The organism is Cellulomonas chengniuliangii, from assembly GCF_024508335.1.
GTDB classification, from domain to species: domain Bacteria; phylum Actinomycetota; class Actinomycetes; order Actinomycetales; family Cellulomonadaceae; genus Cellulomonas_A; species Cellulomonas_A chengniuliangii.
Genome location: NZ_CP101988.1, coordinates 342,175 through 367,477, shown reverse-complemented (window position 1 = coordinate 367,477; position 25,303 = coordinate 342,175). Strand labels below are relative to the sequence as shown.

At 72.2% G+C, this 25,303-nt stretch carries 23 protein-coding genes and 1 pseudogene; 11 read left to right on the top strand and 13 right to left on the bottom strand.

The window, feature by feature from the left end:
* Nucleotides 1-18: 18 nt before the first annotated feature.
* The gene (locus NP064_RS01785; RefSeq protein ID WP_227568233.1) at nucleotides 19-738 is read right to left on the bottom strand and encodes a DUF4389 domain-containing protein; all 720 of its coding nucleotides are present in this window, start codon (nucleotides 736-738) and stop codon (nucleotides 19-21) included.
* A gap of 117 nt (nucleotides 739-855) precedes the next feature.
* Here NP064_RS01785 and NP064_RS01780 point away from each other — a divergent pair, with 117 nt between their 5' ends.
* The 3 genes from NP064_RS01780 (at nucleotide 856) to NP064_RS01770 (ending at nucleotide 5,518) form a co-directional block, all read left to right on the top strand.
* A complete protein-coding gene (locus NP064_RS01780) occupies nucleotides 856-1,503 on the top strand; it encodes a TetR/AcrR family transcriptional regulator (RefSeq protein WP_227568234.1) in 648 nt (215 codons plus the stop codon).
* Between the two features lie 43 nt (nucleotides 1,504-1,546).
* Nucleotides 1,547-4,045 carry an MMPL family transporter gene (locus tag NP064_RS01775; protein WP_227568235.1) on the top strand — a complete coding sequence of 833 codons (2,499 nt, stop codon included), beginning with the start codon at nucleotides 1,547-1,549 and terminating at the stop codon, nucleotides 4,043-4,045.
* 93 nt (nucleotides 4,046-4,138) lie between these two features.
* Entirely contained in the window at nucleotides 4,139-5,518 is a 1,380-nt protein-coding gene (locus tag NP064_RS01770) for an MFS transporter (RefSeq protein ID WP_227568236.1), read from the top strand.
* On the opposite strand, the gene NP064_RS01765 is transcribed toward NP064_RS01770, so the two are convergent.
* Together NP064_RS01765 and NP064_RS01760 are read right to left on the bottom strand one after the other, a co-directional pair.
* Complete coding sequence (locus NP064_RS01765) at nucleotides 5,475-7,037, bottom strand: DUF6297 family protein (protein ID WP_227568237.1); 1,563 nt, start codon at nucleotides 7,035-7,037, stop codon at nucleotides 5,475-5,477. The genes NP064_RS01770 and NP064_RS01765 overlap by 44 nt on opposite strands.
* Nucleotides 7,038-7,044: 7 nt before the next feature.
* Complete coding sequence (locus NP064_RS01760) at nucleotides 7,045-7,788, bottom strand: ABC transporter ATP-binding protein (RefSeq protein WP_227568238.1); 744 nt, start codon at nucleotides 7,786-7,788, stop codon at nucleotides 7,045-7,047.
* Nucleotides 7,789-8,385: 597 nt separating this feature from the next.
* Here NP064_RS01760 and NP064_RS01755 point away from each other — a divergent pair.
* From NP064_RS01755 to NP064_RS01745, 3 genes are all read left to right on the top strand, one after another.
* On the top strand, nucleotides 8,386-10,014 hold the full coding sequence (locus NP064_RS01755; RefSeq protein ID WP_227568239.1) for a glycosyl hydrolase family 18 protein: 1,629 nt from the start codon (nucleotides 8,386-8,388) through the stop codon (nucleotides 10,012-10,014).
* Between the two features lie 178 nt (nucleotides 10,015-10,192).
* Nucleotides 10,193-10,690: a DUF3995 domain-containing protein gene (locus NP064_RS01750; protein WP_227568240.1), complete on the top strand. Its 498-nt coding sequence runs from the start codon at nucleotides 10,193-10,195 to the stop codon at nucleotides 10,688-10,690.
* Nucleotides 10,691-11,035: 345 nt separating this feature from the next.
* The gene (locus NP064_RS01745; protein WP_227568241.1) at nucleotides 11,036-11,713 is read left to right on the top strand and encodes a maleylpyruvate isomerase N-terminal domain-containing protein; all 678 of its coding nucleotides are present in this window, start codon (nucleotides 11,036-11,038) and stop codon (nucleotides 11,711-11,713) included.
* Nucleotides 11,714-11,759: 46 nt separating this feature from the next.
* Here the strand turns inward: NP064_RS01745 and NP064_RS01740 are convergent, their stop codons facing one another.
* The 8 genes and pseudogenes from NP064_RS01740 to ureA form a co-directional block, all read right to left on the bottom strand.
* Nucleotides 11,760-12,686 (bottom strand): urea transporter, encoded by a 927-nt coding sequence (locus NP064_RS01740; RefSeq protein WP_227568242.1) that lies wholly within the window; start codon nucleotides 12,684-12,686, stop codon nucleotides 11,760-11,762.
* A gap of 49 nt (nucleotides 12,687-12,735) precedes the next feature.
* Nucleotides 12,736-13,713 carry an urease accessory protein UreD gene (locus NP064_RS01735; protein WP_227568243.1) on the bottom strand — a complete coding sequence of 326 codons (978 nt, stop codon included), beginning with the start codon at nucleotides 13,711-13,713 and terminating at the stop codon, nucleotides 12,736-12,738.
* Nucleotides 13,714-13,723: 10 nt separating this feature from the next.
* Nucleotides 13,724-14,383 (bottom strand): annotated as a pseudogene (ureG, locus tag NP064_RS01730) (urease accessory protein UreG); the annotation flags it as partial.
* A 24-nt stretch (nucleotides 14,384-14,407) separates the two neighbouring features.
* On the bottom strand, nucleotides 14,408-15,103 hold the full coding sequence (locus NP064_RS01725) for an urease accessory protein UreF (protein ID WP_227568245.1): 696 nt from the start codon (nucleotides 15,101-15,103) through the stop codon (nucleotides 14,408-14,410).
* Nucleotides 15,104-15,111: 8 nt separating this feature from the next.
* Nucleotides 15,112-16,836 carry an urease subunit alpha gene (ureC, locus tag NP064_RS01720; protein WP_227568246.1) on the bottom strand — a complete coding sequence of 575 codons (1,725 nt, stop codon included), beginning with the start codon at nucleotides 16,834-16,836 and terminating at the stop codon, nucleotides 15,112-15,114.
* A complete protein-coding gene (locus tag NP064_RS01715; protein ID WP_227568247.1) occupies nucleotides 16,836-17,252 on the bottom strand; it encodes an urease subunit beta in 417 nt (138 codons plus the stop codon). Before NP064_RS01715 ends, ureC begins: the two co-directional genes overlap by 1 nt.
* A gap of 39 nt (nucleotides 17,253-17,291) precedes the next feature.
* The gene (locus NP064_RS01710; protein ID WP_256813754.1) at nucleotides 17,292-18,191 is read right to left on the bottom strand and encodes a sirohydrochlorin chelatase; all 900 of its coding nucleotides are present in this window, start codon (nucleotides 18,189-18,191) and stop codon (nucleotides 17,292-17,294) included.
* 2 nt (nucleotides 18,192-18,193) lie between these two features.
* Complete coding sequence (ureA, locus tag NP064_RS01705; protein WP_227568248.1) at nucleotides 18,194-18,499, bottom strand: urease subunit gamma; 306 nt, start codon at nucleotides 18,497-18,499, stop codon at nucleotides 18,194-18,196.
* Nucleotides 18,500-18,714: 215 nt separating this feature from the next.
* Here ureA and NP064_RS01700 point away from each other — a divergent pair, with 215 nt between their 5' ends.
* From NP064_RS01700 to NP064_RS01690, 3 genes are all read left to right on the top strand, one after another.
* Entirely contained in the window at nucleotides 18,715-19,227 is a 513-nt protein-coding gene (locus tag NP064_RS01700; protein WP_227568249.1) for a fluoride efflux transporter FluC, read from the top strand.
* Nucleotides 19,224-19,601, top strand: coding sequence for a fluoride efflux transporter CrcB (crcB, locus tag NP064_RS01695; RefSeq protein WP_227568250.1), 378 nt, complete (start codon nucleotides 19,224-19,226; stop codon nucleotides 19,599-19,601). Before NP064_RS01700 ends, crcB begins: the two co-directional genes overlap by 4 nt.
* Nucleotides 19,602-19,723: 122 nt before the next feature.
* The gene (locus tag NP064_RS01690) at nucleotides 19,724-20,398 is read left to right on the top strand and encodes a hypothetical protein (RefSeq protein ID WP_227568251.1); all 675 of its coding nucleotides are present in this window, start codon (nucleotides 19,724-19,726) and stop codon (nucleotides 20,396-20,398) included.
* A gap of 22 nt (nucleotides 20,399-20,420) precedes the next feature.
* Here NP064_RS01690 and NP064_RS01685 read toward each other — a convergent pair whose 3' ends face one another.
* Together NP064_RS01685 and NP064_RS01680 are read right to left on the bottom strand one after the other, a co-directional pair.
* A complete protein-coding gene (locus NP064_RS01685; RefSeq protein ID WP_227568252.1) occupies nucleotides 20,421-22,031 on the bottom strand; it encodes an OmpA family protein in 1,611 nt (536 codons plus the stop codon).
* Nucleotides 22,032-22,169: 138 nt separating this feature from the next.
* Nucleotides 22,170-23,015 carry a helix-turn-helix transcriptional regulator gene (locus NP064_RS01680; RefSeq protein WP_227568253.1) on the bottom strand — a complete coding sequence of 282 codons (846 nt, stop codon included), beginning with the start codon at nucleotides 23,013-23,015 and terminating at the stop codon, nucleotides 22,170-22,172.
* Nucleotides 23,016-23,116: 101 nt separating this feature from the next.
* Between NP064_RS01680 and NP064_RS01675 the strand changes: the two genes are divergently transcribed.
* A complete protein-coding gene (locus tag NP064_RS01675) occupies nucleotides 23,117-23,797 on the top strand; it encodes an SDR family NAD(P)-dependent oxidoreductase (RefSeq protein WP_227568254.1) in 681 nt (226 codons plus the stop codon).
* 184 nt (nucleotides 23,798-23,981) lie between these two features.
* Nucleotides 23,982-25,256 carry a CE1 family esterase gene (locus NP064_RS01670; RefSeq protein ID WP_227568255.1) on the top strand — a complete coding sequence of 425 codons (1,275 nt, stop codon included), beginning with the start codon at nucleotides 23,982-23,984 and terminating at the stop codon, nucleotides 25,254-25,256.
* Nucleotides 25,257-25,303: the final 47 nt, after the last annotated feature.

Genomic DNA, 25,303 nt, shown 5'->3' with positions numbered 1-25,303 from the left:
CGACGAGGCGCCCGCGCGCTAGGCGGACCCGGCCTGGGGCGGGGGTCCCGCAGGCAGGCCTGGACCCATCGGCGGGTCGTCCCCGCCCTGGTCGAGGCGGAACGGCGGGTACTCGTCGGTCATCAGCGCGGCGTAGGCGCTGACCCGCATCGTCCATCGCTGCAGCCCCACGACCAGGTCGAACAGCGAGCTCGGGTACCGGCCGTTGCACAGCAGCGCGACGGCGGAGAACAGGACGAGCAGCGGGATCAACCCGGGGTTCGACTGCCACACCTGCGAGCCGCCCTCGTCCCAGGAGTTGCTGGCCCACACGGAGCCCCCGACGAGGATCGTGGTCACGAGCGCCTGCGGGAAGACGAGCAGCCACCACTTGACGAGCACCAGCCCGCGGGAGAGGCGCTCGGGGTAGTCGACGGTCAGGCGGGCCGGGTAGTCGGGCACGTCGGCCAGGGTGAACGGCGGGTAGCGGTCGGTGCCCAGGACTCCGTACGAGTAGAAGGACACCCGCCAGCCCCAGCGCAGCACGCCCACGTTGAAGTCGAACAGCGGCCGGGGGTAGCGGGCCGTCACCAGGATCATCACGAAGGCGACGAACGTCAGCACGGCGAAGACGAGCCACAGCACCAGCAGCACGATGACGTGCGGGATGACGAGCAGCCACTTCAGCAGCCACAGCCACCGGCTCAGGCCCGGGTCGATGCGGCCCTCGATGCGCAACGGGTAGGTCGGCATGCTCATGTCTCGCCTCCGAGGTGGGCAGGCTTCCAGCGTCCCACCATGGAGCGCGGAGGGCTCGCGGCAGCGCGTCCACCGTTGCCGTTGCACTGAGTGCAACTACCCGCCTATGGTCATCCCATGACTGCGCCGCCCACCGACCGCCGCGCGGCGCTCAAGGAGCGCCACCGCCGTGCGATCGTCGAGGCGGCGGCGGCCCTGACCCGCGAGACCGGCGGCACCTCCTTCACCGTCGAGCAGCTCGCCGAACGGGCCGACGTGTCGCGGCGCACCGTGTTCAACCACTTCGGGTCGTTGGAGGACGTCGTCACCGCGGTGTGCGTGGACGTCCTGGGACCCGCCGTCGACGACTTCGCCTCCGGGCTGCAAGGCTCTCCCGCGCCCGACGGCGCCACGCTGCTCGACGAGCTCGCCCAGCTGCTCCGCAGCGCGGATCTCGTCACCCCGCTGTCCTACCTGACCCGCGTCGTCGGCGCCGGTGGCGCGCGGACCTCCCCGCGGCAGGCCCAGCTGATGCTGCGCGCCGCCTCGGACGTCAGCGAGCGGCTCTCCGCCCAGATGGCACGGCGCCACCCCGAGGTGGACCCTTTCGATGTCGACGTGCTGATCGCGTCGCTGATCGGCGGGCTGGCCGTGATCCAGCGCCGATGGGCCGACGAGACGGGCGCGAGCGACGACCCGGAGTCACGCGCCGTCTGGTCCGCCCTGGTGGATCGGCTCATCCAGACGGCGCGCGGCTCCAGCGCCGGCCCGCCTCCCGCTCGCTGACTCCCCCACCGCCCCCCGCACGACCACCTCGCGAAGGACCCCCATGGCAGAGCTCCTGTACCGCCTCGGCCGCACGGCCGCACGACGCGCCCGCACGGTCATCGTCGCCTGGCTCGTCGTCCTCGTCGGGGTCGGCGCCGCCTACCTGGTCGGCGCGGGCACCCTGGCCAGCAGTTTCACCATCCCCGGAACCCCCACCGAGGAGGTCACCGCACGCCTGCAGACCGCGTTCCCCGAGGCCTCCGGCGGCACCGGGAGCGTCGTGTTCAGCACCGACGACGGCTCGGCGCTCACCCCGGAGCAGCAGGCGGCCATCAGCGCCAAGGTCGCGGAGGCGTCGCAGGTCGACGGCGTCGAGACCGTGGTCGACCCGTTCGCCACCGAGGCGCAACGTGCCGAGCAGCAGCAGCAGATCGACGGCGGGGCCGCCCAGCTCGTCGCCGCCCGCGCGGAGCTCGACGCCGGGCAGGCGCAGCTCGACGCAGCCCAGGGCCAGCTCGACGCGGCACGCGTCCAGGCCGAGGTCGGCGGGATGCTCGCCCAGGCCCAACCGCAGCTCGACGCCCAGCAGGCCGCGATCGACGCCCAGCAGGAGGCGCTCGACGCCGGCCGCGCCGAGCTCGACGCGCAGGCCGCCCAGCTGGCCCAAGGCGCGTCGCTGCTCAAGATGGCGTCCGAGATCCGCACCGTCTCCGAGGACGGCAGCGCCGCGATCGCCACCGTGATGTTCACCGAGCAGCAGATGGCCGTCACCCAGGAGACCAAGGACGCCGTCACCGCCATCTTCCCGGGCGACGCAGTGCCCGGCGTCGAGACCGACGTCTCGTCCGAGCTCACCGCCGCGGTGCCCGAGCTCCTCGGCGTCGGCGAGATCGTCGGCCTGGTGGTCGCCGCGATCGTGCTGGTGGTCATGCTGGGGACGCTGGTCGGCGCAGGACTCCCCCTGCTGACCGCGCTGATCGGCGTCGGCATCGGGGTGCTCGCCGCGATGTCCTTCTCGGGCGTCGTCGACATGGTGTCGGTGACCCCCATCCTCGGGGTGATGCTCGGCCTGGCCGTGGGCATCGACTACTCGCTGTTCATCATCAACAGGCACCGCCGCCAGCTCAAGCAGGGCTACGACGTCCGGGAGTCCATCGCGCTGGCGAACGGCACCTCGGGGAACGCGGTGGTGTTCGCGGGCGCCACGGTGCTCATCGCGCTGCTCGCGCTCAACGTCACCGGCATCCCGTTCCTGGGGCTCATGGGCACCGTCGCGGCCGGGTGCATCCTGGTCGCCGTCCTCATCGCGATCACCCTGACGCCGGCGCTGCTCTCGCTCGTCGGCATGCGCATCCTCAGCCGCCGTGAGCGCGCCCGCCTGGGCGCCGCGCACAACGCCCCGGGCGCCGGCCCCACCCCGCAGGCCGCCCCGGCGACGCCGATGTCCACCCGGGGCGCCGTGCTCCGGGCCCTCGCCTGCGTCGGCGCGCTGGTGGTCGTCGCGCTGCCCGCCACCTCGTTGCAGCTCAACCTGCCCGACGGCTCCTCGGAGGCGCCCGACTCGACGCAGTACCAGGCGTACTCGACGGTGGCGGAGAAGTTCGGCGCCGGGCAGAACGGGCCGCTGCTGGTCGTCGCCGACCTGCCGGAGGGGACCACCGAGGACCAGGCCCTGGCCTACCAGGCGCAGGTCGCCGACGAGCTGTTCGCACAGGACGGGGTGGTGGCGGTCGCGCCGATCGGCGCCGCGGAGGACTTGTCGCTCGCGGCGTTCCAGGTGGTCCCCGCCGACGGCCCCACCGCCGAGTCCACCGCGGACCTGGTGCACGCGCTGCGCGACCTGCCGCCCATCGACGGCCAGGTCGAGCTGGGGGTGGCTGGGCAGGCCAGCGGCAACATCGACATCTCCGACAAGCTGTCCAGCGCGCTGCCGGTCTACCTGGGCGTTGTCGTGGGGCTCTCGCTGATCATCCTGATCATCGTGTTCCGCTCGATCCTGGTCCCGGTGATCGCCACCTTCGGGTTCATCCTGTCCTTCTTCGCCGCGCTGGGCGGGGTCGTGGCCATCTACCAGTGGGGCTGGCTCAGCGGCGTGTTCGGGGTCGACTCCCCCGGGCCGATCCTGAACTTCCTGCCCACGCTGCTGGTCGGGATCCTGTTCGGGCTGGCGATGGACTACCAGCTGTTCCTCGGCTCGGGCATGCGGGAGGCGTACGCCCACGGGGCGCCCGCGCGCCGCGCCATCGTCGAGGGCGCACGGGCCGGCCGGGCTGTCGTCACCGCCGCGGCGATCATCATGGTCTCGGTGTTCGGCGGGTTCGTCTTCTCCCACAGCGCGATGATCCGGCCGATCGGCTTCGCGCTGGCCTTCGGCGTGCTGCTCGACGCGTTCGTCGTCCGGATGCTCCTCGTGCCGGCGCTCATGCACCTGGCCGGCGACAAGGCGTGGTGGCTGCCGCGCTGGCTCGACCGCCTGCTGCCTGATGTCGACGTGGAGGGCGCCGCCCTCGAGCGCCGCCACCCGCACGCTGAGCCGCGGGAGTCCGTCACCACGCCGTAGTGCCGCCGCGCCGCCTCACGACGGCGAGCGGCAGCGGGCGGGCGTCCGCCAAAGCGCGTGACGTCCGCCCGCGCCGCCCGCCAAGATGATCTGGTGATCCCTCCCGCGCCCGACGCCGACCCGACGCCGACCGTGGACGGGACCCAGGCCCCGACAGGAGCCGCGCTGACCCTCGACGAGGCCCCCGGCCTCACGGAGCCCGACAAGCCCGGCTGGCGGCGAGACGCCACCCTGTTCCTCGGCGGCCAGACCATCTCGCTGTTCGGCTCGATGCTGGTGCAGTACGCGATCATGTGGCACCTCACGCTCGAGACGAAGTCCGGGAGCGTGCTGGCCCTCGCCGCCGTCTTCGGCTTCCTGCCGCAGGCGGTGGTGTCGGTCTTCGCCGGGGTCTGGGCCGACCGACTCAACCGCAAGGTCATGATCATGGCGGCCGACGCCTCGATCGCGCTCACCACCCTGGCCCTGGCCCTGCTGATGGTGGCGGGCAGCGACGACCTGTGGCTGATCTACGCGACGCTGGCCGTCCGCTCCATCGGGGCGGGCATCCAGACGCCCGCCGTCGCGGCGCTGATCCCGCAGCTGGTCCCGACCGCCAAGCTGATGCGGGTCAACGGGATCAACGGCTCCATCCAGGCCGCCATGATGCTGCTCGCGCCGGCGGTCGCCGCCGGCGTCTACGCCAGCGCGTCGATCGTGGCGATCTTCTTCATCGACGTCGTCACGGCGGCGATCGGGATCGGGCTGCTGGCCCTCATCCACGTCAGCCGGGTGGTGCGCGCCGATCTGGCCCCGGGTGAGAAGCTCGGCTACTTCGACGACCTGGTCGACGGGCTGCGCTACGTCCACCGGCACCCGTTCGTCCGCTGGCTGCTGGGGTTCTACGCCGTGGTGTTCGTGCTGGCCGTTGCCCCGTCGAACCTCACCCCGCTCATGGTGGTCCGCACCTTCGGCGAGGAGGTCTGGAAGCTCACCGCCACCGAGCTCGCGTTCTCGATCGGCATGACGCTGGGCGGGGTGCTGCTCGCCGCCTGGGGCGGCCTGAAGAACCGCATGGCCATGATCGTGGGCGCCACGTTCGCGTTCGGGGGGTTGTCGATCGCGATGGGCCTGTCGACGAACATGTGGGTGTTCTTCGGGTTCATGTTCCTGGTGGGACTGGTGGTGCCGTTCTTCTCGACCACCTCGATGACGCTCCTGCAAGAGACGGTCGAGCCGGAGCGCCACGGCCGGGTCTTCGGCATCGTGGGCATCGTCATGGCGCTCGCCATGCCGTTCGGGATGGCGGTGCTGGGGCCCCTCGCGGACCGGTTCCGCGTCGAGTCCCTGCTGATCGCGGCCGGCGGGCTGACCCTCGTGGTGCTCGCGGTCGCCGTCCTGGCGCCCTCGGGCCGCCGTGCGATGCAGGCGGTGCGGGCCTCCGACACCGTCAGCGACGCCCCGGCGGGACAGTCCTCCTCGGACGCGCCGTGAGGGCGATCGCGGCGGCCGCCAGCACTGCTTGAAGGACCAGCACGAACGGCGGGACGGCGCCGATGAGGAGCGCCACCACCCACGGGCTGGCGCCGACCAGCGCGACATCCGGGCCCTGCATCATCGCGGCGGAGCCGCCCGGTGGGAGCGGGCCCAGCGGCGTGTCGATCTGCGGCCCCGTGAAGTCGGGCAGCGGGCGGTAAGCCGCCCGCACCACGGCGGCGGCCCACACGGGCGCCGAGGCCAGACCCAGGAGCACCCACCCCGCCAGGTCGCCGTGGCGCCACCCCACCATCACCGTGACCGCCGACATCCACCCCGTCATCACCACCGTCGGAGCGACGAGCCGCAATAGCCGCACGGCGCTATGGCTGAGGGGCAGGGCGGAATCGAGCACCGGGCTCATGTGCGCTTGCCGCGCGCCATCGGCCGCCGCGAGCGCAGCCACGTACGCGCCGATCAGTACGGTGGCTGACACGGCCACGGTGCTCGGCTTCGCGGCCAGCAGCGCCAACCCTGGCAGCGTCGCGCTGAGGATGACCTGCGCGATGTGCCGAGGGGTGCGCATCAGCAGCAGCGCGTCCGCCGTGACGAGAGCCGCCGCGGGGCGTGCGCGGCGCGGCACACGCGCGAGCCAGGACATCGATGACGACCTCGCCCGCCCGCTGCGCTCCTCGCGGACGGCGAGCGCCCGGCCCAGCCCTCGGGGGTCCAGTGAGAGGACCGCGACGAGCGCCTCGTCCGCGACCACGCCTCGCGCGCGCAGATGGGCGCCCGGCACCGCGTCCAGTCCCCGTTCCCAGCGCGCTGCCAGGGCAACCGCGACCGCAGCAGCGACCACCGCTGGCGTCACCAGCCCTGGACCAGGCGCGGGAGCGGGAACCCCGGCCAACGCGACGGCGAGGCCCGTCACCGGGACCGCGGCAAGCGTGAGATCAGCCGAGACCCGGATAGCGCGGTGCGTGGCAGGGGCCCTCTGCGTCATCCCGGCGGCGATGACGAGGCCCACCGTGAAGGCGGCGCCGAGCAGGGCCGACCCGACGATCACGATGGCCGGGCTCCCTGTCGCGACTGCGACGGCCGCGCCGGCGACCCCGCCCAGGACCGCCCCCACCGCCGGCCAGCGGGCAGCCATCGGCCGCAGGAGCGTGCGCCGCTCGACAGCCAGAGGCAGCCACCAGACCCCTTCAGGGCCGGAGAGCGCCAAGGGCCCGAGGCGCACGACCACGCCGGTGAAGGCGGCGACCGCAGCGAGGGCGGGGAGCATCACGAGCCATTCAGCCTGCAGCCCAGGACCAGGACCAGGGAGCGTCGCCGGACCCGTCCCGCCCTGACGGGCCACGTCGGATGAGAGCGATATGACGATCGACGTCGCCATGACGACGGCGAACACGCCGGTGTAGACGTCGCCGAAGAACTCGGACAGCGGCGCGTCGGAGCGGGCCCTCCCGCGGCGCCGGGTCCAGCGTCGGATGGCGCGGCCGGACGGGAGCCCGACCTCGGTCACTGTGGTCGCCACGGCGTCCTCACAGCTCGTCCCGCACGATGCGGGCGCCAGCCTCAGGGTCGACGAGGCGCAGCCCGGACTCGGACATCACGAGGACGGCCGTGGCCGCCTCCTCCACGAGACGGGCGTCGTGCGTGGCCATGAGCACGGCGCCACCGTCGCGCTCCTCGATCAGACGACGCGTGAGGTGCCCGCGCATCGCCGTGTCCAGCCGCTGCTCGGGCTCGTCCAGGACCATCAGCCGCCGCGGCCGGGCGAACACCGAGGCCAGCAGGAGTCGGCGACGCTGCCCGGAGGACAACGCGGCGGGCAGGGCGTCGGCGCGCTCCGTGAGCCCGAAGTGGCCGAGCTCGTCGTCCACCACCTGGGCGGGATCGGAGACGCCGTGCCCGTAGCAGGTGAGCAGCAGGTGCTCGCGAACCGTGAGCGCGGGGAAGAACGCGTCGTCGCCCAGCTCTATGGCCACGTCCGCGCGGAAGTCCCTGTGGCGGTCGTCCACCTCGCCCTCGAGCACGAGCACCTCACCCGACACCGGCGGGAGCAGGCCGACGACGGTCCGCAGGAATGTCGACTTGCCGCAGCCGTTCGGCCCCACCACCGCCAGTGCGCTCCCGATGTCGAGCGTGACATCGATGGGCGGCGACACGGGGAGGCCGTAGCCGACCTCGAGCCGATCGGCACGCACCGCGGTCCCGCGTGGGGTGGGCAGGTGGTCGCCATCCAGGGAGCTGGCGCTGGCACGAGGCGACGGGGAGTTGGTCATGGCAGCAGTCCCACCGTCCCGCACGTCTCGACCGCCACCGCGTGCTCCATGGGCCGCCCCCTTGGTCCGGCGGGCGCGATCATCGCGCTCCGACGCGTGCGGCCACCCTGCCCGACGCGGTCTCTGCCTTCAAGGGTCCGCGTCCGGTTCTGGGACGCCCCGCGGCGTCGGGCTGCTCACCGCGCGGCCGCCTGACCACGCCCGTCGGCCGCCCGTTCCCGGGAGATGAGGGCCGACTGCGGACAAGAAAAGCCTGGACGCGTGTTCCCCAAACCCCCCATGCACCGCAATTCAGCATGTAGAGAAATGCACGGTGATCGCGTGGTCCGTGGTCGATGGCTGCGGACATCCGTGCGCAGGTCAGGCCTGTCGCCCGAGATCGAAGTAGCACGGACTCAGGTGTAGCGGACGGCCGCCGCACTCCTGTCAGGTGTGTGAATTCGCCGGGCCCCCTAGGCTTTCGCGCCAATTCTCAGCGGCTCAGCGAGGCCGGGACGGCCTGTTGACTCGACCCCGTGACTCTTGTTAACGTCGCTATGAACCATTTGTACACCTTCCTTACAAATCCGCTTTCGACGACGAACAGGGGATAGGTCAATGGATTCCACCCGAGCTTCCGGCCAGGCGCCGACAGGACGGCAACGACGTCCTGCCCTGATCACCACAGCGCTCGCCGCGATCGCCGCACTGATCGCCGCACTGGTCGTGACCCAGCCCGCCTTCGCGGCGGGCACGATCAGCGCCACCTTCACCTCCACCGGCGACTGGGGCACCGGCCACCAGGTCAACGTCACTGTCACCAACTCCGGCGCCACGCCCGTGAACGGCTGGACGCTCGAGTTCGACCTCCCCGCCGGGGACGCCGTCACCAGCTCGTGGGACGCCGATGTCACCCGGGCCGGGAACCACTACACGGCCAAGAACAAGGGCTGGGCCGCCACGCTGGCCCCCGGCGCCTCGTTCACCTGGGGCTACGTGGCCACCGGGCCGTTCAAGTCGCCCACCGCGTGCAGCATCAACGGCGTGGCCTGTACTGGCGGCACGCCCACCAGCTCCCCCACGCCCACGACCTCCCCCACACCGGCACCGACCACCACGACTCCGCCGCCGGGCGGCAAGAAGCTGGTCGGCTACTTCGCCGAGTGGGGCGTGTACGCCCGCAACTACCAGGTGAAGAACATCGAGACGAGCGGGTCGGCGTCGAAGCTGACCCACATCCTCTACGCGTTCGGCAACACCACCGGCGGCCAGTGCTCGATCGGCGACGCCAACGCGGCCCTCGACAAGGCGTACACCGCGGCCGAATCTGTCGACGGCGTCGCCGACACCTGGGACCAGCCGCTACGCGGCAACTTCAACCAGCTGAAGAAGCTCAAGGCGATGCACCCCGGCCTCAAGGTCATCTGGTCGTTCGGCGGTTGGACCTGGTCGTCCGGCTTCACGCAGGCCGCAGCCAACCCGACCGCCTTCGCCGAGTCCTGCTACAACCTGGTCAACGACCCGCGCTGGGCCGGGCTGTTCGACGGCATCGACATCGACTGGGAGTACCCGAACGCCTGCGGGCTGACGTGCGACTCGAGCGGTCCCGCGGCGTTCAACACCCTGATCACCGCACTGCGCAACAAGTTCGGCAGCAGCAAGCTCGTCACAGCGGCGATCACGGGTGACGGCAGCAACGGGGGCAAGATCGACGCCGCCGACTACGCCGGCGCCGCGCAGAAGCTCGACTGGATCATGCCGATGTCCTACGACTACTTCGGGGCGTTCAACCCGACAGGCCCCACGGCCCCGCACTCGCCGCTGACGTCCTACGCGGGCATCCCGCAGGCGGGCTTCAACACCGAGGCTGCCGTGGACAAGCTCATCGGCAAGGGCGTCCCGGCCAGCAAGATCTTGCTAGGGGTCGGGTTCTACGGCCGCGGATGGACCGGGGTCACACAGACGACGCCCGGCGGCTCGGCCACGGGCGCGGCGCCCGGAACCTACGAGGCCGGCATCGAGGACTACAAGGTGCTCAAGACCAGGTGCCCGGCGACGGGCACGATCGGCGGCACCGCGTACGCCAAGTGCGGCTCCGAGTGGTGGGGCTACGACACCCCCAGCACCCTCGCCGGGAAGACGTCCTGGGCCAAGGGCAAGGGCCTCGGAGGCGCCTTCTTCTGGGAGCTGTCCGGTGACACCGCCAACGGCGAGCTGATCACGGCACTGTCCAACGGGTTGAAGTAGCTCCAGGGCTGAACCTGCCCTCACCGAGGCCCGGCCGCCAGGTCCCACCACCCGGCGGCCGGGCCTCCTCCGTGCCGCACGTCGACCCGACGCCGATGCCGCCGGGCGCCTACGCTGCGAAGTGGGGCCGGCTCACCACCGCCACGTCGCAGCGGCCGCCCATGACGTAGGGAGGCCCATGGCCGCACCACGCGCTTCTGCCGCGAACGCAGCGGTCCTCGTCGCCTGCGGGGCCGGCCTCGTCCACGCCGCGTCCAGCCTGTACTGGGCCCTCGGAGGGCGCTGGCTGCTCCCCACGGTCGGCGACTGGGCCGTCAGAGCCGTCGACCGATCGCCCGTCCGAGCGGGCCTGCTGCTGGGCGCCATCGCCGTCGTCAAGGCACTGGCCGCGCTGATCCCGGTGGGCGTCGCACGCGATCGGCTGCCCGGGACCCGGTTCTGGCGGGCCGCCTGCTGGGTGGGAGGGGCCTTCCTCGTCGTCTACGGGGGTGTCAACGTCGCCGTCAGCAGCGCCGTCCTCCTCGGGGTGGTGACCCCCGACGGTGGATATGACGAACAGGCGATGGTCGGTCACGCGCTGCTGTGGGACCCGCTCTTCGTGATCTGGGGAGCCGCGCTGATCGTGTGGCTCCGACTCTCCGCGGCGCCGACAGAGGGTCGCCGTCGGGCGGGATAGCCGGGCTGGACAGCGCTGCCGGGCTTCCTCAGCGGGAGCCGGCGCCGTACTGGTCCTGCCACGGCCGTGGCTTGCGTGCGCGCCGGAAGGCCCACCAGCGGGCGTATGCCCCGCAGCCGCGCGCCGACGATGAACCGCAAGCTGTGTCCCTGGATCCGCATGCATGCCCCCCCGCGCGCGGCGTCGTCGGCCCGGACGAAGAACTACTCGGTCGGTTGCTGGCGCGCGGCATTCCCTGCGTGATCCACTTACCACGACGCACGTGTACATCATGGGGGCGTCGTCCTGGGAAGAGGCGGACGAGCACTTCGAGGTGTGCCGACAGAGCCGCATTCCGGGAGCCACGTGAGCCTCACCGCAGACCCCACCCATCCCCGGGCGCTCGCGCTCCGCTCCGCCTATGCGAGAGCGGTCGATCGTCTGGTGCTGCTCGCGCAGGGCCTCGACCCGGAAGGCGCCGCGACGCCCGTCCCAGCGACGCCCGGCTGGTCGGCACACGACCTGCTCGCGCACCTGGCAGGCGCTGCGACGGACGTGGTGTCCGGGCGGATGGACGGAGCGCCAGGTCCCGCGTGGACGGCCCGACACGTCGCCGAAGGGTCGTCGCGGACCACGGCCGCGCTCGCCGCGCAACTCGCGGACGCGGCCGCGGCCGTCCCGGATGGCGTCTACGGCTCCGCGTCGCCGACTCCGGTGTGGGACCTGATCGTCCACGAGGCCGACCTGCTCGAGGCGCTGGGCCGGCCACGCCAGCCCGAGGACGCATGGCGGGCGCTACTGGCACACACGGTGCGTCACCTCGGCGCGGTCCGCGGCGCCGAGGGCGTCCTCGTGACGACCGAGAACCGGTGGGCGCTGGGCCCGGCAGGCGCCCACGTCCGCCTCGACGCCGACGACTACGAGCTCGCGCGGGTGGTGTACTCGCGGCGCTCCCGCCGGCAGGTGGGCGCCCTCACCGACGCGCCCGGACCAGTGGAGTCGCTCCAGGTCTTCGGGCTGCGGGATGACGACCTGCCCGCCTGACTGCTCTCGCACGGGCGGCAGGCGGCGAGCGACGCGCCCGCCCGGATCAGGGGCGCCGCAGGGGCCGGATGCCGGTGGCGATGATGAGCAGCACCCAGGTCGTCAGGATGTAGGGCCAGGTGTAGTGCGGGGCGTCGGTCGCGTCGTTGAGCGCGAGGGTGACGACCGCCGTCACCGCCGTGCCGAGGACCGCGTACAGCCAGGACGCGACGGTGCTGCGGAGGAACACGACGGACAGCGCGATCGCGGTCAGCACGCCCGAGTAGCCGGCCAGGCCCTCGGCGACGTCGGCGTCGGCCCAGCCCAGGGCGAGCGCGCACAGGCTGCCGACCGCGCTGCCCATCACCGCTGCCAGGCCGACCTTCCACGACGCCACGAACAGGCCCAGCAGGATCAGCGCGCCGGACCACACGCTGCTGATCAGGACGACCTCGGACACGTTGGTCAGCAGCGACTGCAGGTAGGCCGCGCCGGCGTCCTCCACGACGTGCACGGCTGGCGACCTGACCTGCAGTCCTGTGGTGGTGGCGTGCATGATGCCGGCGACCACGCAGAACGGCGCCGTGGTGGCCGGCAGCGCGAACCGGGCGAGCGGACGGGTGGCGAACAGCCACACGAAGAACCGGGTCACGGGCGCGCACAGGATGCCGCCGAGCACGGCGATCGGGTAGGCCCAGCCCTGCGAGCCCAGCGCGGTGTAGACGGCGGCGCCGAGCAGCGCGCCGCAGAACCCCTGCATCCCGAGCCGCACGTCCTGCGCGCCCATGACCGCGCCCGTGACGGTCGCCGCGACGGTGCCGATCACGACCAGCAGCGCCATCCGCCAGTCGGCCACGAGGAAGGCGAGCAGGATGAGCAGGCCTGTCCACACGTTGCGCTGGAAGAAGATCTGCGAGAGCCCGTCGGAGAGGGAGCGCACGTCGAGCGCGGCCCTGACGCCAGCGGTCGGTGATGGGGTGTTCGTCGCTGCCATCGACCTTCTCCTCTCGGTGCTGGCGGGCGTGCCGTGCGCGACGACCGGCTCAGGTCTTGCGCACGACCGGCGCCGGGCGGCCGGTGAGCCGCAGGCGCAGCGCCCGCCACGCGAGGGCGGAGGCGTGCGCGACGGGCGTCGTGGCGTCCCCGAGGATCCGCACCCAGACACCGACCTCCCCGGGCAGGGCGCTGACGCCCAGCACCACGTCCTCGGCGCCGGCCAGCTCGGCGTGCAGCAGATCGGCCAGGTCCGCTGCGGAAGCGAGCGGGGTGACGACGTACAGCATTGCCAGCACGTCGTGGTCGTCGAGCACGGCGAGGCCGCCGGTGCCCTGCTCCGTGGGGGTGAGCCGGACGCGGTCCACCGCAAGGCACGTGCCGTCCGGCCGGCGGATCTCCAGGTCCGCCGCGAGGGCCGCGTACCGGTGCCGCTCGCCGCGGGCCAGCCGCCCGGCGACGAGGGTCTCGCCCACGACGACCGTGGCGGACTCCGCGACCGTCAGGCTGGTGCGCTGGTACAGCCGCGAGTCGCGGAACAGCACGACGGGCTCCGGCAGGTACTCCAGGTACGCGTGCTCGGCGGCGTCGATATTGACCTGCGCCACCGCGTAGTCCTGCTCCATCCGCAGCACGCGCGTCTGGGCCGTCGTCGTGACGTGCGCGCTCGTGCCAGGGCCGAAGGCCAGGTCCGTCCGCAACCGGTCTCCTTGCAGGATCCCGGCGCCTGTCGACATCAGATAGACGTACGGCATGTCCTGCCGCAGCGGGTCGTAGTACAACGGCCGCATGATCTGCAACGGCGACTTCTGGTAGTGCGCCACCAGCTCGGTGCCGTTGTCGGTCCGCGCGAACGCCAGCTCGAGGATGCCCACCTTCCCCGGACTGCCCGTGGGCAGCATGTCGGGCACGCCGGCGTACCGGGCGACCTCCACGGGGACATGCTCCGGCTCGTAGTGCGCGGGTTGGAGCCGACGCCCGCCATACGCGGGCGCCTCCTCCGGCTCGGTCATGACATCGGCGCTCATGAGGCCACGATCACGAGACCAGGGCCTGCAGGCGGCCGTCCCACACGGCGAGGATCTGGTCCTGCAGGGCGTCGACGCCCTCGCCGGTCAGCGAGTTGGTCAGGACCACGGGCTTGCCGTCGCGCACGCGGTGCGCGTCGGACTCCATGACGCCGAGGTTCGTGCGCACGTACTGCGCGATGTCGATCTTATTGATCACCAGGATGTCGGAGTCGGTGATCCCCGGACCCCGCTTGCGCGGCATCTTCTCGCCCTCGGACGTGTCGAGCACGAACACGAACACGTCGACCAGCGCCGGGGAGAACGTGAGCGTGAGGTTGTCGCCGCCCGACTCGTAGAGAAGCGTGTCGACGTCCGGGAACCGCTCGAGCATCTCGGCGCCCACCGCCAGGTTCATCGTCGGGTCGTCGCGCACGGCCGTGTGCGGGCACGCGCCGGTCTCCACCCCGATCACACGCTCGGGGTCCAGCACACCCGCCAGCTCGCGGCGCACGTGGTGGGCGTCCTCCTGCGTGTAGATGTCGTTCGTGATCACGGCGGGGCGCCGGCCGACGGCCATCAGCCGCGGCACCAGGGCCTCCACCAACGCCGTCTTGCCCGATCCCACCGGTCCCCCGATGCCGATCCGCAGCGCGTTCTCGCTCATCGCTCTCCCCTTCTCCTCCAGCGGCTGCGCGTCCTGCGCCGGCGCCCGCTAGCTCGTGAACAGACGCGCCTCGGCGCGCTCGTGCTGGGCCGACATGACGTCCGCCATCGGGACGCAGCCGCCCATGTCCGCCAGGTCCCGGGCGACGGCCTCCTCAGCCGCCTGCGCGATGACCGGGCCCACCGCGTGGAGCGTGACCTGGACCTGCCGGTGGTCGGCGAGCCGGAGCCGCAGGGCGGCGCCCAGGACGCTGACCGCGAAGGCCGACAGGTCGGACGCGACGGCCTGGGCAGTCCCGATCCCCGCGGCGGCGTACGCCACCGCCGTCGCGACCGGCTGGCACCCCGGCGACTCCTTCGCCGCCAGGATCCGCGCCCACTCCGCCAGCACGGGCCCGCCGATGGCGGCGACCGCCACGTCGGTCAGCTGATGGCCGCTGCGGACCGACGCCCGGCGCATCTCGGCGTTGAGCTTGGTGGCGTGCAGCAAGTGGTCGACCTGTCGCACCCGGTCCCAGTCGCCCGCCGCCGCCGCCTCGTGCGCCCGGGCGAGCGCTGTCCCGTCGCCCGGGCCCACGGAGTGCAGCAGAAGGCCCCGCAGCAGGCCCTCCACGCCGCCCTTGTCGACCAGCCCCGCTTGGCTGAAGCCCTCCAGCCCGTGCGACATCGTGTAGAAGCCGCTCGGGAACGCGGAGTCCGAGAGCTGCAGGCTGACGAGCAGCGCGTGCAGGTCGGTGGTGGGCACGGCGCTCCTCAGGCCAGGAAGAACAGCTGGGTCATGGGCAACGACTTCGCCGGCTCGATGTGGGCCGGCACCCCGTCGAGCGTGACCTTGTAGGTCTCCGGGTCCACGTTGATGACGGGCGCCTTGTCGTTGCGGAGCATGTGCGCCTTGCCGAGTTGGCGGGTGCGACGCACGGGCAGCACCGTGCTGCGCAGCCCGAGCAGCTCGGGGACCCCGGCGTCGATCGCGGCCTGCGACATGAACGTCACGCGGGTGCTCTGCTGCGCTCGGCCGAACGACCCGAACATCGGGCGGTAGAGGACGGGCTGCGGGGTCGGCAGTGACGCGTTCGGATCGCCCATGAGCGCCCACTTGATGACGCCGCCCTTGATCACCATCTTCGGCTTGGCCGCGAACGAGCCCACCGGCCAGAGCACGATGTCGGCGAGCTTCCCCGGCTCGAGCGACCCGTAGTAGTCCGAGATGCCGCAGGTGATCGCAGGGTTGATCGTCAGCTTCGCCAGGTAGCGCAGCACGCGGAAGTTGTCGTGCCGCTCGGTGTCCTCGGCCAGCCGGCCGCGCTTGTCCTTGTTGTGGTGCGCCGTCTGGAAACACCGCGTGAACGTCTCGCCGATACGGCCCATCGCCTGCGAGTCGGACGAGAACATCGAGATGACGCCCTCGTCCTGCAGCACCGTCTCCGCGGAGATGGTCTCGGCGCGCACGCGCGAGTCCGCGAACGCGACGTCCTCCGGGATGTCGTGCGACAGGTGGTGGCACACCATCACCATGTCGAGCAGCTCGTCCACCGAGTTGACCGTGTACGGCAGCGTCGGGTTCGTGGACGACGGCAGCACGTTGCCGTAGCTCGCGATCTTCATGATGTCGGGGGCGTGCCCACCGCCCGCGCCCTCGGTGTGGAACGTGTGGATCGTGCGCCCGTTGATCGCCGAGATCGTGTCCTCGACGAAACCCGACTCGTTGAGGCTGTCGGTGTGGACGGCCACCTGGATGTCGTACTCGTCGGCGACCGACAGGGCGTCGCTCAACGCCGCGGGCGTGGCGCCGAAGTCCTCGTGCACCTTCAGCCCGGCGGCGCCCGCCGTGATCTGCTCGATCAACGCGTCCGGCAGCGACCCGTTGCCCTTGCCGTAGAACCCCATGCTCACCGGCGAGTCCTCGGCGGCCTCGATCATGCGGTGCAGGTACCAGGCGCCGGGCGTCGTCGTCACGCCGTTCGTGGCGTCGCTGGGGCCGGTCCCGCCGCCGAACAGCGTGGTGATGCCGTTGCTGATGGCGGCGTCGGCCTGCTGCGGCGAGATGTAGTGCACGTGCGGGTCGATGGCGCCGGCGGTCGCGATGAGGTGCTCGCCGGAGATGAACTCCGTCCCCGTGCCCACCACGAGGCGCGGGTCGACGCCGTCCTGCAGGTGCGGGTTGCCGGACTTGCCGATGGCCGCGATCTTGCCGTCCTTGACGCCGATGTCGCCCTTCACCACCCCGAGCACCGGGTCGAGGATGATCGCGTTGGTGATGACGAGGTCGAGCACGCCCTGCGGGGCCGTCGCGAGCGGGTCGGCTCCCATGCCGTCGCGCGCGGTCTTGCCGCCGCCGTAGACGATCTCGTCGCCGTAATGCCCCTCGTTGTAGTCCTTCTCGATCTCGATGACGAGGTTCGAGTCGGCCAGGTGGACCCGGTCGCCCCGCGTGGGGCCGAACAGGTCGGTGTACTGCTTGCGCGACAGGATCGCCATCAGTGGTCCCCCTCGTGGCTGGCGTCGGACGGCTGCGTCGCTGGCGCCCCGTTCTGGAACTCGCCCTCCGCCAGGCGGCGCATGGCGTCGAGCCGCGTCTGGCGGGAGTCGAGGCCGCCGTCGACCAGGTTGTTGAAGCCGATGACGCGGCGTCCGCCCCCGTAGGCGGCCAGCGTGACCTCGCGGGTGTCACCCGCCTCGATGCGCACCCCCGTGCCCGCGGGCAGGTCCAGGTGCATGCCGTACGCCTTCTCGCGGTCGAAGCGCAGTGCTCGGTTGACCTCGAAGAAGTGGAAGTGGGAGCCGATCTGGATGGCACGGTCCCCCGTGTTGGCAACCTGCAGCGTGACCTTCGCACGGTTGGCGTTGATCTCGATGTCCTCGTTGTTGTGGTGGTACTTGGGGGTGCCTAGCATCGTGTGTCCCTCCACTCGTAGGGCTGGCCGCGCGCGGCGTCACTGGCGTGCCGACGCGGACGCGTCGGCACGCGCGGGACCCGGTGCGACGGGCGCGAATGCCGTCGCACCGTCTTGCGGGTGCTGGTGCGGGTGTTCGTGAGAGTGCGAGTGGCCATGGGGGTGCCCGTGGCCGCCGGAGCCCGGGACCACCTCGTGCGAGTGCGCGTAGCCGTGCCCGTGGTCGGCTTCCAGCCCCTCGGCGATGCCGTCACGCCCGTGCTCGAGGCCGTGCGCCGCCGCCGCCACACGCTCCGTCACGATCCGCGCCACGGCCTGGTCGGACAGCAGCGGGCCGTAGAAGGACGCGCCGTCGAGGGCCGCGGGCACCGGGCTCGAGGCGGCGAACCCGGCGGGGACCACCACCACGCTGTCGGCGCCCAGGAGGCGTGCGCGTCCCACGGCGGCCGCGAGGTCCGGGTCTGCGCCGACGCACGCGACGCCGACCTCCAGGCCCGCCCCGTGGGTGCGCACCAGGTGGGCGACGCGGTGCAGCTCGGCGTCGTCGAACGGGTCGGCCTTCGGGGCCGCTATCACCAGGGCCGCGTCCGACTGGGCGGCCGCGGTCCGTGCCGCCGCGGTCCGGAGCAGCGCGACGAGGTGGTCGATCGTGCCGAACGGCTCGCACAGGACGACCCGCCCCCGGGCGTCGCCCGACGCCAGCCACTGCAGGGTGCGCGCCGTGTCGGCGACCGCCACCGGGTCGCGTCCCCACGTCATCGGCAGGACGGCGACTGGTCCCCCGGCGGACCCCAGCAGAGCGCGCACCCGGTCGTGCAAGGGCCTGCCGGGCGCGGTCACCACGGCGCCGGGCAGGAGGGCGGGCAGACGTTCCAGATCCGCGCCCTGACGGCTCTCATGGCCGCCGACCAGCACCAGCCGGGCCTGCGGCGTGGACACGGTCACACCGAGACAGGGTCGTGACAGGAGACCAGCTTGCTGCCGTCCGGGAACGTGGCCTCGACCTGCAGCAAGGCGATCCGCTGGCGCACGCCGGGCATGCAGTCGTGCTCCGAGACCACGTGCTTGCCCAGCTCCATGCACTCGGCGACCGACTTGCCGTCGCGGGCCGCCTCGAGGATGGCCTCGGAGACCAGGGCCTGCACCTCGCTGACGTTCAGCTTGGTGCCGCGCTCACGCCTCCGACGTGCGAGGTCCGCGACCTGGTAGACGTACAACTTGTCCAGTTCGCGCGGAGTCAGATCCATGTCCAGGGACCTTTCGTGATGGTGTGCACCCGCCTGCGTGCCTGATTCGACGGTACGCCAAACCCCATTGACGACAACTTCTCGGCGTATTCGCAGGTCGGAGACCGAATACCCACGGCGCGACGATTTTGAACGGTCGTATAAATACACCGTTGGCATTTAGGGCCCCGTTCCCACCCGGTGCGATCGCTGGAGTTCCGGCTTACTTTCAGAGAATGGCTTCCGACAGCGGCCACACGGCCCGCACGTCCCGCCGCACCGCGTTGCGCTGGTCCGGGCTCGGCCTGGTCATGGTGGGCGGCATCCTGGGCGTAGCGGCGCGGGAGGGCCTGACGCTCGCGGTGCCGAACGTCGACGACGTGCCCGTGGTCATCCCCGTCGTCAACCTGCTCAGCGCGTTCGTCCTGGGCTACCTGTACGAGGGACTGGCACGGGCCGCTCCCGGCGCGGCGCTGACCGGCAGGCTGAAACTGCTGATCGGCACAGGGTTCTGCGGCGGCCTGAGCACCTACAGCTCGCTCGCCACCGACACCGCCGTCTTGCTCGACCACGATCGCGCCGGCATCGCCGTCCTGTACGCCCTCGGCACGGTGATCGTCGGCGCGCTCGCGACGCTCGCGGGCATCGCCCTGGGCGCGCGGCTGCACCCGCACGAGCCGGACGAGGACGAGCTGCGTCACATCGAGGGACACGCCCAAGCGGCCGCGTCGCCTGGAGGTAGGTCATGACACCGGGGCTGTTCCTCCTGGTCGTGCTGGCGGGCGGAGTGGGCGCCTGCGTGCGCTACGTCGTGGACGCCCTCATCCGCAGCCGCGTCACCTCGTCGTTCCCGTGGCCCACCGCCGTCATCAACCTGACCGGCTCGTTCGTCCTAGGCCTGCTCGCCGGACTCGTCGCCGACGACATCGCCTCGCCCGCCGTCAGCGCCGCCGTCGGCACGGGGTTCCTGGGCGGCTACACGACGTTCAGCACCGCGAGCTACGAGACCGTCCAGCTGATCCGGAAGAAGAAGTACGGCGTCGCGCTGGCCTACGGCGTCGGGATCCTCGTCGCAGCCATCGCGCTGGCCTTCGCCGGATATCGCTGGGGACTCTCGCTGTAGGGGCAGCCCGGAGGCGCCGCGACGTCGCTGACGGCGGGACTGGGCACGCGCTCCGCCGACGAGCCCTAGAGTGCTGCCCGCGGGGGCCGCCCGGGACGCCGCATGCGAGGAGAGGCCCCCGCGTGAACCTCAGAGCACGCTTCCGCACGGTCGTGGCGATGTGGATCTTCGTCGGGCTGATCGGCGGCCCGTTCATGCTGCTCATCGCAGCGGCCGCCCTGACCGCGTCCGGCCCGTTCGCCCCGCACAGCACCGTGTCCGTCGACGCGCAGTTCTCGCCGGGCGAGGAGATCAAGGTCCGCGGCAAGGACGGCGCCTCCCTTCGCCCTGGCGAGTTCATGATCCTGGCCCACCCGTCCACGACGGACCCGGCTGCCGTGACGTGCCAGTGGAAGAGCCGGGTGTTCACCACCGGCGAGCAGCGGTCGGGAACGGTCGAGCCCGTTCCCGTCGAGGGCGTGGAGCGCGTGGTCACGGACACCCGCAGCGGCGTCGAGTACCGGCCCGCCATGACCACCGCTCGAGGCACGGGCTGGATGGAGATCGACCACCTGACGTGCGTGGGGAATGGCGTGGAGCAGTTCGCCGTCACGGAGGACTCGGGCATGTCCGCCATGGCCCGCACCTCGGCGGGGGTGGCGGCCGTGCTGTTCGGGCTCCTGGTCACCGGCCTGGGATTCGGCGCCCTCAAGCTCACCCGGCACTGGGCGCGCCAGCCCGCCGTGCCGTCGCCGCACCTGTACGGCCATCCCGGCCCGCCCGCCTACGGACCCGGCCCGCACACCCCACGGCGCTAGGCCGCGGCGGCGGCTGCGGGCCCTAGTCCCCGTCCACCACCGGGATGTCGGTCAGCCGGAACGCCGCACCGCCCACAGTGACCCCGCCGAACGCCGAGATCTGGCGTGGGGCGACCTCCACCGCGACGGACGTCGTGCCCGTGTCCGGCCACACCACGGTGACCACGCGCGTCGCGCCCGCGTCGACGGTGACCACACGGTCCGACAACGGCTCACGCATGTCGGCCTCCGGGCGCACGTAGTCGACCGGGAACACGCGGCTGCCGCCGACGAGCAGGCTCACGTTCGTGGCCGCCAGCTGGAGGCTCGGGTCGAAACGGCCCCGCGTGTCGGACACCCCCGAGGCGAGCACGCCGTCGGTCAGGTCCTTGGCGCCGTGGTTCGTGAGCTCGAGCTCGCCCACCAGGTAGGGACCGACCCGCCGCACCTGCGGGAGCCGCACCGCGTAGGCGTTCGCGCCGTCCTGGACGGTCACGCCGTCAGGCCCGGCGGCACTGGGACCGGTGGCCTCGGGCAGCGCCGCGGGGTCGTCCGGCGCGGCGGGCGCGGGGGCCGCCTCCTCCGCGGGGACCAGGGTGATCGTCACCCGGCGGTTCAGCGACCGCGCCTCGGCGCTCGTGCCCGCCATCGCGGGCTCGCTCTCGCCGCGCCCCTCGACGGTCACGTCGAACCCGGACAGGTCGACCAGGGCGCCCAGCTGCTGCGACACGCTCGCGGCCCGGCGCTGGGACAGGTCGAGGTTGTGGGCCTCGTCGGCGACGTCGTCGGTGTGTCCGACGATCGTCAGCCGGCCTCCGGAGTGCGCGCCGACCTGGGCTCCCGCCGCGGCGAGGGCAGCCTGCGCATCGGCGCCCAGGTCAGCGGAGTCGACGGCGAAGAGGACGTCGGAGGCGATGTCGACGGTCACCTCCGTGGGGGTCTGCCGCGCCCGCACCAGCCCGTCGACCTGCTCGGTGTAGGTCTCCAGCGGGAACGCCGCATGGTCCGTGATCTCGTTGTCCGTCAGCTCGGCCGGGGGCACGGTCATCGCCCCCGCTTCCGCGGCGTCCACGACCGGGACGCCCTCGAACCAGCCCGCCTGCGGCAGCAGGACGCCGACGGTGTCCCGGTCGGGGACGGTGAACGCGGCGTACACCACCTCGACGCCGTCTCCGGCCGCCTCCTCCGCGGCCTCGGTGGCAGAGCCGCCCGGGCTGCCGTTCCTGGTCATCACCGGAAGGTCGGCGCTGTCTCGCAGGGTCGTCATCACGGCGCCCGCGTCGACATCCACCAGCCGGGCGCCGTTCGGGCCCGCGGTGCCGATGCCCTCGAAGACCTCCCAGAAGGCCATGCGCAGGCCCGGCGGCGCGGTCGGCGCGGAGAGCCGCAGAACCGCGACATCGCCGTGCACCGCCAGCGGGCCGACCGCGAGCTCGACCTGCGCGCCGTCGATCGTCACCGAGCGCACCACGGGGCCTGCGACCGCCTCGGCCGCCGCCTCGGTGGCTGTCTGCGTGGGCGTCGGCGCGGTGTCCTCCCCCGGGGCGCACGCGACACAGCCGAGCGCGACCGCCACCCCCGCGACGGCCGCGCGGGCACGCGCGGACGGGGTCAACGCAGGCAGCCCGACGGCAGGTCGTTCGCGGTGGTGCATGACAGCTCCCAGGTGTGTCGACGAGTCCGGCGCCTGTCCGGATCGCACCCCTTGCACCTTGCGTCCGTGGCCACGCGAGCCTAGAGCGTCACAGGCGTCGGGATGTCGACGTGCTCGTCGCCGATCTGGAGGCTCCTGTCAGGAGGGCGCCGCGGGCGCCAGCGCCTGGGTCCCGGTGACGCGCAGCAGCTCGAGCCGCTGCCCGTCCTCGCTCCCGGGCGCCGCGGTGTAGAAGACGATGCGCAGGTCGCTGCCCGGGACGCTCAGCACGTCGCAGTCCAGTGCGATGGGGCCGACCGGGGTGCGGGTCATGATCTTGCGGCTCGCCCGGTGCTCCGCGACCCGGGCCTCACCCCAGCGCCGCTCGAAGTCGGGTGAGCCGGCTCGGAGCGTGGCCACGAGCCGTGCCAGGTCCCGGTCCCGCGGATACCGGCCGCACGCCGCGCGCAGGTCTGCGACCAGGTCGCTGGCGAAGGCCTCCTCGTGCTCGTCATCGAACTCGACCCCGGCGTGGCCGGTCGTGAACATCCGGCGCACGAGGTTGCGCTCGGCGCCGGAGCACGTCGATGGGTCGCCGCCCAGGGCCGCCCAGAGCGGGTTCCACAGCAGGAGGTCCCACGACGCGCTGAACACCGCCAGCGGGACGTCGCCGAGACGGTCGAGCACGCGCTGCACGCCCGGCGTGATCTGACGCGGCACGACACCCGGGTCGGGCGGTGCGGCCCCCGCGACTCGGTACAGGTGGTCGCGTTCGGCGTCGGTCAGCCGCAACGCACGAGCGAGTGCGCCGAGCAGCTGCGGTGACGGGTTGGTCGCCCTCCCCTGCTCCAACCGCACGATGTAGTCGACGCTCACCCCTGCCAGCGCTGCGACCTCCTCCCGGCGCAGCCCGCGCGCACGCCGGCCAGTGCCCGGGGGCATCCCGACGTCGGCGGGGCCGATCCGGTCGCGCCACGCCCGCAGCACGCTCGACAGGTCGCTCATCGGCCCATCCTGGCCCCTCGCGAGCGAACCTGGGTGGCACTGCCGGTCCCACCGTCGGGAGGGGCCTGGATGCGCGGACCGGCTCGCACCAGCCTGGACGCATGACCACCACACTGATCACTGGGGCCAACAAGAGCCTCGGCCTCGAGACCACCCGCCGCCTGATCGAAGCAGGCCACACCGTCTACGCCGGGATGCGCGACCTCGCGAACGGCGGCGCCGCCGTGGAGCTCGGGGCCCGCCCGATGCAGCTCGACGTCACCGACCAGGCGAGCGTCGACGCCGCACTCGCCTCACTGCCCGAGCTCGACGTGCTCGTCAACAACGCCGGCATCCTCGGCTCCTCGTTCGGGGTCGACGACCTGGGCACGGACGCCATCGAGGAGGTGCTCAGCACGAACGTCGTCGGCGTCATCCGCGTCACCCAGGCGGCGCTGCCGCTGCTGCGCCGGTCCCGCCGGCCCGTCATCGTCAACGTCGCGTCGGGCGTCGGCTGGCCACGACTCCTCTCCACCGCCGGTACCGACGAGTTCGCGGTGGCCGCAGTGCCGTACGCGGCGTCGAAGGCCGCCGTCATCGCTCTCACGGTGCAGTACGCCAAGAACCTTCCCGAGTTCCGGGTCAACGTGAGCGACCCCGGGTACACCGCCACCGACTTCAACCGGCACGGCGGGCATCAGACGGTCACCGAGGGGACGGACGCGACAGTCACGCTCGCGCTGCTCGGTCCAGACGGTCCGACCGGCGAGTTCCACAACCGGCACGGCCGCATCGAGTACTGAGGCCTCGGGATGCGTCACGCGCATCTGAGCGTCGACCACTCCTGTCCGCCGAAGCGTTTCGCCCTCTTCGAACCTGGGTGCTTTATCGCTAAATTCGCGTCAATCCGTGACCGTTCACCACCTCCCGATCACGGCCACCTGCGTCCCGGCGACGAGGCCGGGACGCACCGGCAAGGAGGAACCCATGCGACTGCGAACCTCACCACGGCCGCTGAGGATGGTGCTGGCGGCTGCCGCCGCGGCACTCGTCCTCGGCGGCGTCACGGCGCCCGCTCCGGCGCTGCCCGCCGACGTCTCAGCCCTGGCAGCCACAGCGGGCTGCGGCCGGACTCCTGCGCTCGCCACTGGCAACCACACGATCACCAGCGGCGGCCAGTCGCGCCAGTTCCGGCTCGACGTGCCCGCCGGCTACGACCCGAACAGGGAGTACCGCCTCGTCGTCGGACTGCACTGGTGGCACGGCACGTCCCAGGACGTCGTCAACGAGAACTACTACGGGCTCAAGCCGCTCGCCAACAACAGCACGATCTTCGTGGCCCCGCAGGGCATCGACAACGCGTGGCCCAACACGAACGGGCGCGACGTCACGTTCATCGACGACGTGCTGCGCACCGTCGAGGCCGCCCTCTGCGTCGACACCACGCAGCGGTTCGCCACCGGCTTCAGCTACGGCGGCGGCATGAGCAACGCGCTCGCGTGCTCCCGGGCCGACGTGTTCCGCGGCGTGGCCGTCCTCAACGGCGCCCAGCTCTCCGGGTGCGCCGGCGGCACGCAGCCCATCGCCTACCTCGGCTCGCACGGCGTCGTCGATGACGTCCTCAACATCTCCCAGGGGCGCGCGCTGCGCGACCGCGCGCTGCGGAACAACGGCTGCCAGGCGCAGCAGGCCCCCGAGCCTGCCGCAGGCAGCGGGCAGCACACCAAGACCACCTACCAGTGCCGGGACGGGTTCCCGGTGGTGTGGATCGCCTCGGACAGCGGCCACCAGTGGGCGGCTCGCGACCGCAACCAGCAGCAGTCGTTCGTGCCCGGCGAGATCTGGCAGTTCTTCACGTCGCTGACCTCTCCGACGCCGACGCCCACGCCGACCCCCACGCCCACTCCCACTCCCACTCCCACCCCCACGGTGAGCCCCACGCCGACAGCCGGGCCCACCACCCCGCCCCCGGTCGGCGCGTGCACCGCGACTTACACCACCGTCAACACGTGGCCCGGCGGGTTCCAGGGCGAGGTGACGGTGCGCGCCGGCGCCGCGACCAGCGGCTGGAGCGTGAGCTGGCGCACCTTGGGCGAGCGCGTCGAGCAGGTGTGGGGCGGCACGCTGGCGCCGCAGGGCGACCTAGTGGTGGTCCGCAACGCGGCCTGGAACGGCACGCTCCCGGCGAACGGCACCACGACGTTCGGGTTCATCGGCAGCGGCTCCGCGCCGAGCCCCGCACTGTCCTGCGCCACCGCCTGACCAGCACGGACGTCGCGCCCGGCAGCCTTCGCGGCTGCCGGGCGCGA

Coding starts and splice junctions, on each gene's coding strand:
- NP064_RS01785 (WP_227568233.1), bottom strand. CDS start 738: ATGAGCATGCCGACCTACCCGTTGCGCATCGAGGGCCGCATCGACCCG.
- NP064_RS01780 (WP_227568234.1), top strand. CDS start 856: ATGACTGCGCCGCCCACCGACCGCCGCGCGGCGCTCAAGGAGCGCCAC.
- NP064_RS01775 (WP_227568235.1), top strand. CDS start 1,547: ATGGCAGAGCTCCTGTACCGCCTCGGCCGCACGGCCGCACGACGCGCC.
- NP064_RS01760 (WP_227568238.1), bottom strand. CDS start 7,788: ATGACCAACTCCCCGTCGCCTCGTGCCAGCGCCAGCTCCCTGGATGGC.
- NP064_RS01755 (WP_227568239.1), top strand. CDS start 8,386: ATGGATTCCACCCGAGCTTCCGGCCAGGCGCCGACAGGACGGCAACGA.
- NP064_RS01750 (WP_227568240.1), top strand. CDS start 10,193: ATGGCCGCACCACGCGCTTCTGCCGCGAACGCAGCGGTCCTCGTCGCC.
- NP064_RS01740 (WP_227568242.1), bottom strand. CDS start 12,686: ATGGCAGCGACGAACACCCCATCACCGACCGCTGGCGTCAGGGCCGCG.
- NP064_RS01735 (WP_227568243.1), bottom strand. CDS start 13,713: ATGAGCGCCGATGTCATGACCGAGCCGGAGGAGGCGCCCGCGTATGGC.
- ureC (WP_227568246.1), bottom strand. CDS start 16,836: ATGGCGATCCTGTCGCGCAAGCAGTACACCGACCTGTTCGGCCCCACG.
- NP064_RS01715 (WP_227568247.1), bottom strand. CDS start 17,252: ATGCTAGGCACCCCCAAGTACCACCACAACAACGAGGACATCGAGATC.
- ureA (WP_227568248.1), bottom strand. CDS start 18,499: ATGGATCTGACTCCGCGCGAACTGGACAAGTTGTACGTCTACCAGGTC.
- NP064_RS01700 (WP_227568249.1), top strand. CDS start 18,715: ATGGCTTCCGACAGCGGCCACACGGCCCGCACGTCCCGCCGCACCGCG.
- crcB (WP_227568250.1), top strand. CDS start 19,224: ATGACACCGGGGCTGTTCCTCCTGGTCGTGCTGGCGGGCGGAGTGGGC.
- NP064_RS01685 (WP_227568252.1), bottom strand. CDS start 22,031: ATGCACCACCGCGAACGACCTGCCGTCGGGCTGCCTGCGTTGACCCCG.
- NP064_RS01680 (WP_227568253.1), bottom strand. CDS start 23,015: ATGAGCGACCTGTCGAGCGTGCTGCGGGCGTGGCGCGACCGGATCGGC.
- NP064_RS01675 (WP_227568254.1), top strand. CDS start 23,117: ATGACCACCACACTGATCACTGGGGCCAACAAGAGCCTCGGCCTCGAG.
- NP064_RS01670 (WP_227568255.1), top strand. CDS start 23,982: ATGCGACTGCGAACCTCACCACGGCCGCTGAGGATGGTGCTGGCGGCT.